Source organism: Paenibacillus sp. p3-SID1389 (assembly GCF_025151705.1).
Classification (GTDB): Bacteria; Bacillota; Bacilli; order Paenibacillales; family Paenibacillaceae; genus Fontibacillus; species Fontibacillus phoenicis.
Map to the genome: position 1 here is coordinate 1 of NZ_JALXVO010000026.1, position 13,809 is coordinate 13,809.

17 protein-coding genes are annotated in these 13,809 nt (G+C 43.5%); all 17 read left to right on the forward strand.

Features of this window, described 5'->3' with window-relative positions; genetic code table 11:
• Positions 1-1,231: helicase-related protein (locus M3G15_RS12265; protein WP_260071067.1), on the forward strand; the 1,231-nt coding region annotated here is incomplete at its 5' end.
• A gap of 1 nt (position 1,232) precedes the next feature.
• A complete protein-coding gene (locus tag M3G15_RS12270) occupies positions 1,233-2,465 on the forward strand; it encodes a ComF family protein (protein WP_260071068.1) in 1,233 nt (410 codons plus the stop codon).
• 129 nt (positions 2,466-2,594) lie between these two features.
• The gene (locus M3G15_RS12275) at positions 2,595-3,014 is read left to right on the forward strand and encodes a TIGR03826 family flagellar region protein (protein ID WP_260071108.1); all 420 of its coding nucleotides are present in this window, start codon (positions 2,595-2,597) and stop codon (positions 3,012-3,014) included.
• 130 nt (positions 3,015-3,144) lie between these two features.
• On the forward strand, positions 3,145-3,432 hold the full coding sequence (gene flgM / locus M3G15_RS12280; RefSeq protein ID WP_260071069.1) for a flagellar biosynthesis anti-sigma factor FlgM: 288 nt from the start codon (positions 3,145-3,147) through the stop codon (positions 3,430-3,432).
• A 9-nt stretch (positions 3,433-3,441) separates the two neighbouring features.
• Complete coding sequence (locus M3G15_RS12285) at positions 3,442-3,942, forward strand: flagellar protein FlgN (RefSeq protein WP_260071070.1); 501 nt, start codon at positions 3,442-3,444, stop codon at positions 3,940-3,942.
• Between the two features lie 38 nt (positions 3,943-3,980).
• Positions 3,981-5,552, forward strand: coding sequence for a flagellar hook-associated protein FlgK (flgK, locus tag M3G15_RS12290; RefSeq protein WP_260071071.1), 1,572 nt, complete (start codon positions 3,981-3,983; stop codon positions 5,550-5,552).
• 41 nt (positions 5,553-5,593) lie between these two features.
• Entirely contained in the window at positions 5,594-6,481 is an 888-nt protein-coding gene (gene flgL / locus M3G15_RS12295) for a flagellar hook-associated protein FlgL (protein WP_260071072.1), read from the forward strand.
• Positions 6,482-6,511: 30 nt separating this feature from the next.
• Positions 6,512-6,910 carry a DUF6470 family protein gene (locus tag M3G15_RS12300; protein ID WP_260071073.1) on the forward strand — a complete coding sequence of 133 codons (399 nt, stop codon included), beginning with the start codon at positions 6,512-6,514 and terminating at the stop codon, positions 6,908-6,910.
• Positions 6,907-7,332 (forward strand): flagellar assembly protein FliW, encoded by a 426-nt coding sequence (gene fliW, locus M3G15_RS12305; protein ID WP_260071075.1) that lies wholly within the window; start codon positions 6,907-6,909, stop codon positions 7,330-7,332. Before M3G15_RS12300 ends, fliW begins: the two co-directional genes overlap by 4 nt.
• Positions 7,333-7,572 (forward strand): carbon storage regulator CsrA, encoded by a 240-nt coding sequence (gene csrA, locus M3G15_RS12310; RefSeq protein WP_260071076.1) that lies wholly within the window; start codon positions 7,333-7,335, stop codon positions 7,570-7,572.
• A gap of 18 nt (positions 7,573-7,590) precedes the next feature.
• Entirely contained in the window at positions 7,591-7,956 is a 366-nt protein-coding gene (locus M3G15_RS12315; protein ID WP_260071077.1) for a flagellar protein FlaG, read from the forward strand.
• A gap of 24 nt (positions 7,957-7,980) precedes the next feature.
• A complete protein-coding gene (gene fliD / locus M3G15_RS12320) occupies positions 7,981-9,447 on the forward strand; it encodes a flagellar filament capping protein FliD (RefSeq protein WP_260071078.1) in 1,467 nt (488 codons plus the stop codon).
• A 15-nt stretch (positions 9,448-9,462) separates the two neighbouring features.
• Positions 9,463-9,855, forward strand: coding sequence for a flagellar export chaperone FliS (gene fliS, locus M3G15_RS12325; protein ID WP_260071079.1), 393 nt, complete (start codon positions 9,463-9,465; stop codon positions 9,853-9,855).
• Positions 9,845-10,264 carry a hypothetical protein gene (locus tag M3G15_RS12330; RefSeq protein ID WP_260071080.1) on the forward strand — a complete coding sequence of 140 codons (420 nt, stop codon included), beginning with the start codon at positions 9,845-9,847 and terminating at the stop codon, positions 10,262-10,264. Before fliS ends, M3G15_RS12330 begins: the two co-directional genes overlap by 11 nt.
• A gap of 118 nt (positions 10,265-10,382) precedes the next feature.
• Positions 10,383-11,198: a flagellin N-terminal helical domain-containing protein gene (locus tag M3G15_RS12335; RefSeq protein WP_311202279.1), complete on the forward strand. Its 816-nt coding sequence runs from the start codon at positions 10,383-10,385 to the stop codon at positions 11,196-11,198.
• 147 nt (positions 11,199-11,345) lie between these two features.
• Entirely contained in the window at positions 11,346-11,927 is a 582-nt protein-coding gene (locus M3G15_RS12340) for a hypothetical protein (RefSeq protein ID WP_260071081.1), read from the forward strand.
• Positions 11,924-13,792: a motility associated factor glycosyltransferase family protein gene (locus M3G15_RS12345; RefSeq protein WP_260071082.1), complete on the forward strand. Its 1,869-nt coding sequence runs from the start codon at positions 11,924-11,926 to the stop codon at positions 13,790-13,792. The genes M3G15_RS12340 and M3G15_RS12345 overlap by 4 nt, the downstream gene beginning before the upstream one ends.
• The last annotated feature ends 17 nt before the right edge of the window (positions 13,793-13,809 follow it).

Sequence of the window (13,809 nt, forward strand, 5' to 3'; positions counted from 1 at the left end):
CGTGCCGCCGCATGCCGAAGGCGGCACGGCCGCGGGCCCCACCGGGTCCCTGCTGGACCGGTGGGGGCTGAGCCCCGCCCAGCGCAGCGCGGCGGGGCAGGCGCTGCGCTTCCTGGCGCAAACGCAGGAAGCTGCTGCGCAGCGGCCAGGGGCAGCAACGGCTCACGGAAGGCCGGCTCTCTCCCTGGTCTTGCGGCGCTCCCTCTCGCGCCAGATAGAAACCGAGCCACGACCGCCGCGCTTCCTCCTCTGGGCCGTAACCGGCGCCGGCAAAACCGAGATGATCTTCCCGCTGCTGCGCTATGCATTGGATAGCGGCGGCCGGGTGCTGGTGGCGACGCCGCGCCGTGATGTCGTGCTGGAGTTGGCCCCGCGGGTGGCGAAAGCTTTTCCGGAAGAGCCGATGGCGGTCTTATATGGCGGAAGCCCGCAGCGATGGGAGGAAGCTCGGTTGATATTGGCTACAACCCATCAGCTGCTGCGGTTTTACCAGGCGTTTGATTTGGTCGTGATTGACGAGCTGGATGCTTTTCCCTATCACAATGATCCGATGTTGAACTATGCAGCGGAGGCTGCTTGCAAACCGGGGGGCCGTTTTATTTTGTTGTCCGCGACACCGCCTGCGCGAATGCGAAGAGAGATTCGGGCGGGCCGGCTGCCGCATGCTAAAGTGCCGGCAAGATATCACGGCTATCCGTTACCGGTTCCTGAGAGAATTACTATGGCGAGCGTGGAGGCTTGTCTCCGCCGCCGCGTTTTTCCCCCTGCTTTACTTCACTTACTGCGCCATTCCGTTCAACGTGGGGCACAAATTTTTCTCTTCGTAACCCGAATTCGTCAAATTGCGGCTTTTACCGAGCTTTTACGCACTTATTTTCCGGGACTCCCTATTGAAGGGACTTCTTCTATAGATCCAGACCGGAATGAGAAAGTGCTCGCTTTTCGGGAAGGACGAATTCGCATGCTGGTGACGACTACGATACTAGAGCGTGGCGTTACCGTACCCAAAAGCGATGTATACATAGTGGATGCGGACAGCGATTTGTTTGATGAAGCCTCTTTGGTCCAAATGGCAGGGAGAGCTGGCCGCTCCAAGGACGATCCGAAAGGAAAGGTTGTGTTTGCCGCACCGGCGTGGACCAAGTCACAACGTGATGCGATTCGGCAAATCCGAATGATGAACGCGGCTGCTTACAAAAACGGCTTTATAAAGGTAAAGGAGGTTCAATAATATGATGAAGTCATCCCAGAGTGTTGCAAGCGGCGGGTTCCGGATACGGAGCCGAAATTGGAGTCGCGTGAAAACATCCCCAAGTCCTATGCAAAATCCCTATGAGCGGCTAGGTGGCAAAGCTTGCCTTGAACAGGCGTACGGTAATGCTCCAATGAGGAAGGTTCCCGAAACGGCACATGGCGTCCATTCTGCGGATGACTTTACCTCGAACGCCTTATCCTCCGGGATGAGCTGGCTGCATGAGGGACGTACCTTTTCCTGGACGAGCTTGCTTTCTCCGCTGCATCAATTGCTTGCACCGCCTGCGATTCCCTGCTTAACCTGCGGCAAAACCATTTCCGAACGCGTCCGAGGTTACCCGGAAATCTGCTTGTCCTGCTATCTTTCGATCCCTTGGATCAAAACCACTCGCTGCCAAATCTGCGGCCGGTCGATAGGCTGCCCGGACTGCACTCGGACAGGACAAGCACCGCGCAGCTTTGTTATGAACCGAAGCGCGGTGATGTACAGCCCATTCATGCGGGAGTGGCTTGCCCAATACAAGTATCGGGGCAATGAAATATATGGGACGGTCCTTGCCAGGATGACAGGAATGGCGTATCGGCGTATGGTGAAGGAAATCAACGAAGCGGCTTCAAGCGGTAATCGCAATGCGATCCCGTTTCGATTCCATGCCGTGACGGCGGTGCCGGTCAGCCATAACCGCATGCAGGAGCGAGGCTTCAATCAAGCGGTACGCTTGGCGTATGGCGCTGCGTCTGCCGGCCGTATTCCGTACTTGAACTTGCTGGAACGCACCCGTCACACTGAGAAACAAAGCTTTAAGACCCGCTGGGAACGTCTACATGATTTACGTGATGTTTTTCAGCTAACCGCTCACGCTGCCGACAAATTGTTGGCTGCAGTAAACGAAGTGAAATTGAAGCGAAACTCTTCCTCCTGGGCGTCATCGTGGTTTGGTGCAGTTTCATGGGAGGATTCCTATCCGCCAAAGGTACAAACGATTCCGCAAGTTACAGAGAAGAAAATCCCGCACGCTCAAGCGGCAGGACGAGATCCATTTTCCCGAACTTTAACAGAACCTTCCCCTGAGCCGATCCGTATTCTTCTCGTAGATGATGTCTATACGACGGGGAGCACGTTAGAGGCCTGCTCTCGTGTGTTGCACGAATTGGGGGAGCAAATCGGGAAACGTATCGAAATTTATTGCTTGACCTGGGCGCGATCTTAGCCCTAAATTTTTACAAAATTCTGCAAAATTGTTGATAAAGTTATAGACGAATGACCTAGTCATAAGGTAATCTAACATCAAATGAAGTTATAAATGATGTTACCAAGAAAGGACTGTAAGCGCATGGGGATGGAGCTTGGAAATTGTCCACGCTGCGGGAAACTGTTTGCTAAAAATTTCAGAGATATTTGTCCTTCTTGCATTAAAGATATAGAAGCGGAGTATGAGAAGTGCCTGAAATATTTGCGTGAGGAGAAGTCTGCGACGATCCAGGAGGTTCATGAAGCGACGGGCGTATCCATTCGGCAAATTACCAAGTTCATCAAAGAGGGACGTATCTCGATCGCCAACAACCCGAATATGATGTATCCTTGTGAGGTGTGCGGAGTCTTAATCCGTGACGGGAATATGTGCGATTCATGCCGTACACGGTTGAGTCGAGATTTAAATTCCGCCCTGAAGGAGGACACTTCCAAAAGAAACGAATCGGGCGAAAGAAGCGGAAGTGGGGCTTACAGCGCCATCGACAAATTCCGTAGTCCCCAATGACTAAAACCCTGATTTTTTGGCATAATATTCTTAAACATCCAAAGCTTCGCTATTAAAAATATTTTCAATGCCGCCGATAAACTTAGTAAAGATTATCGGCTTTTTCTATTTGGAAGGAAGGTGAAGCCCTATGAAAATCAATGAAACCGGACGGGTTGGAGCCATCAATAATTATCAACGCCAGATTGATTCGCAACGTAAAGATACAGATTATAAAGCTCGCCGCAAGGATGAAGTTTCGATTTCGGCAGAAGCCAAGGAGCTGTTGAAAGCACAGAAGATTGGAATTGATCCTGAACGGGCCGAGCGGATTGAAGAGTTAAAAGCGCAAGTTTCCGCAGGGACTTATCACGTGGAAGCACGCAAGCTCGCCGACAAGCTTGTCCCTTACTTCAAGTCTTTTCTGAACGAGAAATAGGAGGTTGGTATGTCAGTTCAGCCACTCATCGAAATTCTGAAGCAGATGGATGATCTTCACGCCGAATTGCTTGAAGTCATGGAATTGAAGAAGCAATCCATACTAGGGCGAAGTTATGAAGAACTGGTTCGCGTCATGTCCCGAGAATCGAAATTGGTGAAGGCCGTCGAAGAACAGGAAAAACAACTGTTTACATCCGCACAGACTTTCCTGCAAAGCAAAGGGATCCGATCGCAGCTGGAGTTAACGGTATCGGAGCTGCTTCGGCTCGTGTTTGATCCGGAAGAGAAGCGAATGCTGGATGAGGCTAGACGGAAGCTTGGAGAGCGCCTGATGGAACTGAAACGGGTAAACGATCTGAATCAGCAATTATTACAACAGTCGCTCTCTTTTATTGATTTCTCCTTGAATTTGATGATTGGCGGCGAAGACGAAGGCGCGACGTACTCCCCTCCGTTGGTTCAAGATAAGAAAACATCGGCAAGAAGCATGTTTGATACGAAGGCATAGAAGGCATAATCATTCGCAAGGGTAAAGGGGAATAAAAGATGACCTCTACTTTTCATGGGATAGAAACGAGTAAACGGGCACTTTTTGTAAATACGGTGTCCATGCAGACGTTGGGGCATAACATTGCTAACGCGAACACCGAAGGTTACACTCGCCAACGGGTGAATTTGACGGAAACGAATCCGATTTGGGCCATGGGCATGACGAAAAGTGCTCAGCCAGGTCAATTAGGAACCGGGGTTGAATATACGAGCATTACGCGGGTGAGAGACAGTTTCTTGGACATTCAATACCGGCGGGAAAATCAGATGCTCGGATCATGGGAAGTTCTTAATTCCAGCATGACCGCGATTCAGAATATCATTAATGAACCTTCAGGTAACGGGCTTAGCGCTGTTATGGACGATTTCTGGAATTCGTGGGAGACCTTGAACCGGGATCCTTCCTTGCTGAGTGCCCGCGTTGCTGTAGCTGGAGCGGCCAGTAACTTAGTTGATACGTTAAAGCATATTAGTGAATCCCTGAACAACTTGAGAAATGACATCAACACGAATATTGATAAGAAAGTACTGGAAGCTAACAATATTCTCGATAATATTGCTCGGCTGAACGTGCTGATCCGCGACAATGAGAGCTTTGGCGATCATGCCAACGATTATCGTGACCAGCGGGATTTGCTGTTGGATCAATTGTCGACGATTGTGGATGTTCAATACACCGAAGACGAGAATGGGATGGTGAACATCACCTCGGCGGGGGTTAACGTATTGACAGGCGATGCCGTTACGCCGCTGACTGCAGCTAATGCGAATACAGCTACGGCGGGACAATTAAACGGATATGTCAAATCCCTGCAGGAGACGGACTTGATCCGCAACCAATTAAATGGTTTAGTCAGCACCCTGGTGACTGGGGATATCAAAGTTACCTTAAGCAACGGATACGTTACGTCCTCAGATATTGTAGCGTTAAATGATGTTACAGTTGATGGGATGGGCACCGTAGCCGCAGGTACGGTGATCCCGGCCGGCTCCAAGATTACTTCTTCCATGGATGTCATGGTCAAAGGGTTTAATGGATTACATCAACTGGGCTACTCCTTAACGAAGCCAAGCTCTACTGGAATTCCTTTCTTTGTATCCGACAGTGGAACGTTCTCCATTGATGATATTAAAGTCAATCCCGACATTCTAGCAGATACGAATAAAATAGCGGCTTCCTCGCAATACGAGGTGATCAACGGCGTAAATACGACGATTCGGGGGAACAGCGACATTGCGAATGCGATTGCGGGCTTAAGAGATGCGGTCTTCAAGTTCCCTGACGCGCTCACCTCGCTTACCGAAGGGACGACGGACGACTACTTCCGGGCTTTGACGGCCGATTTGGGGATCCGGGCCAGCAATACCGAGCGCAATTATGAGAACGAACAAACGATGACCGATAATTTACAAATTTTGCGTCAATCCGTAAGTGGGGTTTCCATGGACGAAGAATTGGCCGATATGATTCGCTTCCAGCAAGCTTATAATGCAGCGGCCCGGAATATGACGGTGGTGGACGAGATGTTGGATCGCGTCATCAATTCGATGGGACGCGTCGGACTATAGTCCCGATAACGGTCTAAGGTGAGAATGAGGAGGTTTGACCAATGCGAGTAACAGGCATGATGCAGAACTTGCAACTGCTAAAGAATTTACGAAATATCAATGCATCGCTAACGACCGGCCAACAACAGTTAGCCACCGGCCAAAAAATCAGCAAACCCAGCGATGACCCGATCGGCGTTGGTTATCAGATGCGGTATGATACGGATTTGGCGCGGAGCGAGGAGTTCCTGCTGAACGTACAGACCGGGACGGAAATCCTGAAAACGATGGATTCTTTGTTTCAGCAAGCTAGTGATGTTCTTAAGAGAGCACGTACATTAACCTTGCAGGCAGTCAATGGTACATATGACGCGCAACAGCGCCAGACAATTTCGGCAGAAATTAAGCAGTTAAAGGAACAAATGGTGACGATCGGTAATAGCACCTATAATGGTCGTTACCTATTTAATGGGCAGAAAACAGATCAAGCTCCATATACGGTGGCGGGAGCTGCTGGAGAGACGACGGATCCAGGTTTGTTCTATCTGAATGTAAGCCCCTCTGTAAAAGTGCCAGTTAGTATTACAGGAGAAGTTGTCTTTGGCGCTGCAAATACCGATAACGTGTTTCAAGTATTGGATGATCTCGCCAATGCTCTGGATACTAATAATGTTACTGGGATCACCGCGGCGCTGGACAAGATTGATGATTCGGCAGACCGTCTTTCGATCAGTTGGGCGGAAGTTGGTGCCCGTATGAATCGATTTGCCTTGATGGAGGAGCGGATCTTGGATGACCAAGTTAGTTTGAAGGAACAACGAGCGAATGTTGCCGATGTGGATGTTGCTGCTGCGATTACAGAATTGAAGTCCAAAGAAACTGTACTTCAAGCGGCTCTTTCAACAGGAGCGAGAATTATGCAGACTTCGCTTGTTGATTTCTTGAGATAAAAGGGAATGCCGTTGGTAGAGGAGGGCCTTATGCCAAGTATTCAACCCGTCTTTCCAGCCGACTGGGGGACTTACCGGCCTGCTGAAATAACGATTCGGATGAGATCCGCCGAAATGGAGACCGATTGGACAAGCGTGTTCTATGACATGGAATTAAAGCGCCCTATCACGGTTGCGAAAGAATTAGGGCGAGGTGCAATGGCAAAAGCAATTGAAGATGTGGCCATCAAAGCACAAGAGGGCGACCGAATGATGAATATCGCAGCGGGTGAGAAAAATGTGTTTGGGAAAATCGCTCACGATCGATATATGCGTAACGGGCAGAAAGAGATTACTGTAGAAGCGATCCCGCACCAAGGCGTATTGATAGATTTTCGCATATATCCGCCTGAAATTACGGTTGATCCGAGAGGGGCACTCCCGAAATGAGACAAGTAGAGAGTTCGATTTATGGAATGTTAGATGTTAAGGAACAGCAAATCTATAGGTTTGAACCGGGAATTGCTGGGCTGCCGGACATTAAGGAATATGCATTGTTTCCCATGGATGGTACTCCTTTCTTCGTTTTACATGCGCTTGAGGAAGAGGTTAATTTTATACTGTTGCCAGCTCATCAGGCTGTTTCGGACTACAGTTTTCAACTTAACGATGAGGTAGTCGAAATGCTCGGGCTAGAGTCGGCTGAGGATGTCGCGGTTATGGTTGTAGTTAACGTCACGCCTGAGCAATTGTTTGTCAATTTATTAGCGCCGATTTTGTTGGCCCCCGATTCTTTAAAAGGATGCCAATATATCATCAAAGATCAAGAATTGCCAATTCGACACCCGCTTTTACAGAAGGAGGGCCCTTAAGTGCTGGTACTCAGAAGGAAGATTGGGGAAGTCGTCATGATTGGCAATGATATTCAAATACAGGTGCTTGGTATTGAGGGAGACCAGATTAAGCTGGGGTTCCTTGCCCCCAAAGAAGTTCAAATCTTACGTAAAGAACTGTACGAAGGGGTTGCTGCAGAAAATTTGGCCGCAAACGAACAGCTTCAAGGGTTACCTCAAGATCAGCTTATTCATTTACTTAAGGAATTCAAAATTTAATATCAGGGTGGTGAGAAGATGAATGTGAATCGTTTAGAATCATTAGGGTTTGAGAAAATTACTTCAACCACAGCCGCCTATAAATTGGGCTCATCTATAAAAGGAATTAGGTTAATAGAGAATCGTCAAGTGGATCAACAACAAGATAAATCCAAACAAGAACTTGAAAAAATGCAAGAACAAATTAAGAAGCTTAATGAGTCTATAGCGGCTTCTGGCAAGGAGCTTCACTTCAAGTATAACGAAGAGGTTAATCAGCTTTATGTGGAAGTGATTGATTCCAAAACGAAGGAAGTTTTATCTAGCTTACCACCTGAATTTTTAATTGAATTATCGAAAAAAATGAAAGAAATGATCGGTTTGTTTATAGATGAGAGATTATAATGTGCGATGAAAGGGTGAATGATGATGACTATTAGCTTTACAGGCTTAGCCTCAGGTTTTGATTCGGCTTCGTACATAGATGCGATTATGGCCCAGGAAAAGCTCCCGTTAAAGCGACTGGAAACCAAAAAGCAAGTTACAACAGCATATCAAAACGTATTTAAATCACTGAATACCAAGCTTTCTACTTTAAAAGATGCAGCAACAGCGCTTTCCGATTTGGACAGTTTTAAAGCAGTTAAGGCAAGTTCGTCGGATACAACGAAGCTATCGGCAACTGCTGATAGTTCGGCTATTGCGGCTGAGTATTCGGTGGTTGTTAAATCACTGGCTCAAAAACATGTGGTGGCTTCTAGCTCATTTGATGCTTCTGCGGAATTTAAGTATGCAAATTTTTCGAATACTTTAAAAATAGGTGAGTATACAACCACTGATGAAAATGGGGATCCTGTGACGGCGGATTCTATAGACCTCACAAAGCTCCAACTTGAGGGGAAAACAGTAGGTGAAGCCTTAAATATTATTGCTTCCCACATCAACAGTTTAACAGATGGTAAAGTTCAGGCTTCGGTGATTCAAACTAAAGACGGCGAAAAATCACTCGTACTTACTTCAAAGGAACCGGGAAAAGCTAATAAAATTCAATTTGAAACAAATTCTTCTAATTGGGGTTTTAATGAGAAACAACCGGCAGTGGACGCCGAAATTAGTGTTAATGGAATAGATATTGCCAGCTCGACGAACACGATCAAGGATGCGATACCTGGTGTTACGTTATCTTTAAGCAACACGGGTTCTTCGACAGTTACTATTGCACAAGATATTGATGCGATTACAAGTAAGGTAGAGGCATTCGTAAAAGCTTACAACGATATTATTAATACGATTAAAGAGAATACTCAGAAATCAACCGAAAATTCTGATGGAACTCTCTCGTTAACCTTGCAAGGCGATTCAACAATGCGTTCCTTACGGACCCAATTAGCGGATATTATGAATGCGGTTGTAGGGGATACGAAAGGATTCCGTCTTCCTTCCGATATTGGATTGGAGATTGATAAAGGCATTACCAGTGCAGCTTTGATGACAGGAACTATTACTTTTGATAAAACTTTGTTTAAGCAAAAGCTGCAGGAGAATCCTGAGGAAGTTGAAAAAATGTTTAGAAACTCTGGAGTAGAGTTTATAAATGAAAAAGGTGAACAAACGGTTATAAATGGCATCGGTACGATATTTAAAAACGTCATGAAGGAATGGACCGACAGTGTAGAAGGGGTCATAACCTCAAAAATTAAGGGTTACGACTCGGAGATTTCCTTTTTAACTGATCAAATTCAAAGCATGAGTGACCGTTTGGATATTAAAGAGGCTGCTTTAAAGAAGAAATTTGTGAATCTGGAAGTAGTGATGTCTTCGCTTAATAGCCAATCGGATTGGATTTCTACCCAACTTACAGCATTGACTAAGTCGCTTTCCTCGTCATCAAAATAATTGGAGATGATGTCATTGGTATCACCTAATCTTGCAGGCTATCAAGCTTATCAAAAGAATAAATACGAAACGGCTTCACCTCATCGATTGACTTTAATGTTGTACAATGGAGCAATTCAATTTGCAGGTAAAGCCAAAGAAGCGATCGATAAAAGGGATATTGAAGAAACAAACAGCAACTTAAAAAAAACACAAGATATTATTTATGAATTGATTTCTTCTCTAAATATTAAAGAAGGAGGAGAGTTGGCTCTAAATCTAAAAAAATTATACTTCTATATGATAGATCGTTTGATAGAGGCAAACATCAAGAAGCTGACCGCTCCAGTAGATGAAGTGATCGGGATGCTTCAAGAGCTGAGATCCGCCTGGGAAGAAATCGGAAAGCGAGGAACGCTTGGTTCTTAATTATGATGAATTATCTGAGCAACTGAAGGGGCTCTATTTTAAACTTTTGGATAATTCAAGAAAACAATTAGCTTATCTTGATGAGTTGGAAGAGGACCTGGCCAACAATCTATCCTCTTTTTTAAAACTGCAGCAAGATTGGAATCGATGCACGCGTGAAATTAATAAGTTGGACGAGATTATACGTGATGCTGAACTTTCGAATGATTTAACAGATGAGGAGTGGCGGATAAAGGTTCTTCGTGAAATTGAGGCTAATATTGAAAAAATTAAAGCTGTACTAAGAATGAATTTTAAGAACACAGGTGCAAACTTGAGTAGTGTTCACAACCAACGCAAGGTTCTAAATGCCTATTATGGGTTACAACGAAATGATCAGGTCCCATTGTATTTGGATGAAAAAAAATAGTCTGTTTTTCTCATAAAACAATCAAAAAAAGCTAAAGTAGAGCTGGATACTGACCGATATATAATTTAGGCCACAAGGATGTAGCCAATATAAAACAAATCATGGAGGATGATTAGTAATGGGAATGTACATTAACACAAACGTTGGCGCAATTAACGCTAACCGTAACCTCAACTTTAACAACACGCAAATGAGCAAGACGATGGAAAAGCTGTCTTCCGGCTACCGCATCAACCGTGCTGCTGATGACGCTGCTGGCTTGGCAATTTCCGAAAAAATGATTTACCAAATTAACGGTTTGAACCAAGCTCAACGTAACGCGCAAGACGGTATCTCTCTCTTGCAAACAGCTGAAGGTGACTTGACTGAAGTTCATTCCATGCTGCAACGTATGAACACGTTGGCAAACCAAGCAGCGAATGGTACTTATCAAAGTGAAGATCGTTTGAATCTTCAAAAAGAAGTAACGCAATTGGTTAAAGAAATTAACAGAATTACTTCGAACTCTAATTTCAACGGTGTAAATCTGTTGAATACGGGGGCCACTGTTAAATTCCAAATCGGTGTAAGCTCTGGTGAGTCTTTAACAGTTAGTTTGACGAACAATATGGCTAGTCAACTTGGCATCAGTAACATTTCTGTTAGCACAGCTACAAAAGCTGCAAGTGCATTGTCTCTTATCAAATCTGCTATTTCCAAAGTTTCTACGAATCGTGCTAACTTGGGTGCTTACCAAAACCGTCTGGAACATACGATTAACAGCTTGGGAGTAACTTCCGAAAACTTGTCGGCTGCTAATTCCCGTATTAAAGATGCTGATATGGCAACTGAAATGACGGCTTTCACTAAGAATCAGATTCTGGTTCAAGCTGGTACTGCTATGTTGGCACAAGCAAACTCTGCTCCTCAAGCAGTTCTGAAATTGCTCGGATAATTAATTTCACTTGAAAAGGCCTGGCGCTTTGTGCGCTAGGCTTTTTTGTATTATCATCGCTCAAAATTAGCAGTTTATGGATTCTATTCACTCTGTTACTATCGGAGCCGATATATATTATAAACAAAGAATAAGGTTGTGACTAATATGGAAGTTATTTTAGATAACGGGCAAGTACATCATATTCATGCAACTTTGGATTCCATAAATGAATGGTGGATTCAATCTACTTCACATATTTACAAAAGTAATCGTTTGATTTATTTAGTGGAAATTGATGGACAACCTATGTATACGGGTTATGAACAATTTATAATAGAGAACTATCGGAGTATTAACCAAATTCGAATTGTTACAAAGAGCCATCAGGATAGTATAGTTGAGACTTTAAGCATGTTGAAAGCTTATCTAACAGAGTTTATTCCAAAGTCAGAAGAAATTTCGGCTTTTTGGTATGGGGATATCTCTGCTGAACAATGGAATCAATTTTCTGTATTTATCGAGGGATTGAATTGGATTGTAGGCTCGTTGGAATTTTTAAAAGTGTTAAATATAGATGATAATGTCATAATGCTTCTCAATAACTTGGAGGCGATAATTAAAGAGTTAGACCAAAAATTACAAGTTGAGGATTACGTCGGAGTAGGAGATCTAATCAGTTATGAGTTAATCCCGGTTTTACAACGAATAGAACAACTAAGCGATAGACAGGAGAATTACATGCAATGAGCTTGTATGAAACTAATAGGGAATATATTGCCAAGGAGTATCCTTCCTTATTATCTGTATTCGAAAATGAAGTGAAACAGACCAGTCGCTCGATGTTGACTCGTAATAATGAACCTAACTTGGAGCTAGAAAAAAATAACCGTATTTTTTGTTTGCATAGTCGTTATAACGCGCGAGAAGAGGCCCGTAGGTGGGTACAAAGCATAAAGGAAGAATTAGCCCATGCAAAGCACATTTTTATTATTGGAATTGGATTAGGATACTTTCTAGAAGAACTTTTATCTGAGAATCAAGAGAAAGATATCTTTATCTTAGAACCTAGTTCAGAAGTATTCATAGAATGGGTCAAGAGAAGAGATGTGACGAATACATTATCAAATTCTCGGATTCGATTAGTAGCCGTAGGGAATAATGAATTTTTGCCATTACAAATCTCTGCAGAAATCTCGCGTTTTATTTCAGGAGAGTTAAAAATTGTAGTTCCTCCAATCTATAAAAAAATGTATCCAGAGTTAATAGAAGAATACGAAATTCCTTTAAAAGAGATGCTATTAAAATCAGCCTCCAATATTCAAACTTTTAAGCATTATGAAAAAACCTGGATCGCAAATGCGTTGTACAATTTACCGTCAATTATCCAAAATGCCTCAATTTCAAATTTGGAAAATATATGGAAGGACTCCGGAGCTAGAGCAATTGTAGTAGGATCAGGCCCTTCTTTGAAAAAGGATATACATTTATTAAATGAATTAAAAGATAAATGCTTAATTATAGCAGCAGGTTCCAGTATCCAAGCACTTCAAAGTGCCGGAATAAACCCACATTTTGTGGTGAGCATTGATGGTAGTGAAAAGAACTATAAAGTATTTAAAAATGTAGACACAACCCTTTTTCCTTTAGTGTATTGTCCCGCCATATATTATGAGATCGTAGAAAATCATAAATCTGAAAAATATTATGCGGGATTTCAAGGAGAGAATGTAATTAATTATATTATGGGGGAGGAATTCGATGCCCCTAAATTTCTTTCTACATCCACAGTTACTGGGACCGCTATCCAAATTGCCTGGTATATGGGTATACAACAAGTTATATTAATGGGGCAGGATTTATCGTTTACTGAAGACGAGTATTATGCTCCAGGTGTTATTCATTATACTAAGGATGAACAGACTCGAAATGTATCCGAATCCAATAAGTGGGTGAAGAACGTTGATGGCGGGCAAAATAGAACAAAAGATAGTATGGAGATATTGCGCCAAGATATTGTAATCCTGGTACAAATCATGAAGCTGCGAGGAGTTAATGTAATAAACACTTCCAAACGTGGGGCAGTGATTGAAGGTACAACTTGGATGGCAATGGAAGATCTAATGCCAGAATTGCTAAAATTGAAATCAAGGGATTTAACTATTTCGCATTACATCCCACAAGTTGAAAGGTCTCAAATAATTAATAAAAAGAACTTGGTTATTACTAGATTAAAAGAAGTTCTTAAAAAAATTGATACTATATATACAAATCTCGAAAATATATCCAAGCGATTTAATAAACTGCAAAAGGCAATCTCAACAAGAAATCAAAATAGTGTGACTAATGAAATCGTTAAAATAAATGGTTCTTGGACAAGTATAACTAGTGAGGAACTATTTGATAAGTTATATAGTTATTCATTAGGTCATTATATTAACGTCTATATGCGTTTTGTGCCGGAAATAGTCGAAACCCAGAATATGTTTACAAAGGGTGAATTGATAATAACTCACCTTGGGAATCTAGTGAATAAGATGAAAGATTTTACCCCGGATTTGCAAAATATTATTAATACATCTATACAGCGTTTAGAGTCGATTGATATAAATTGAAATTTAGGGGAACAGCA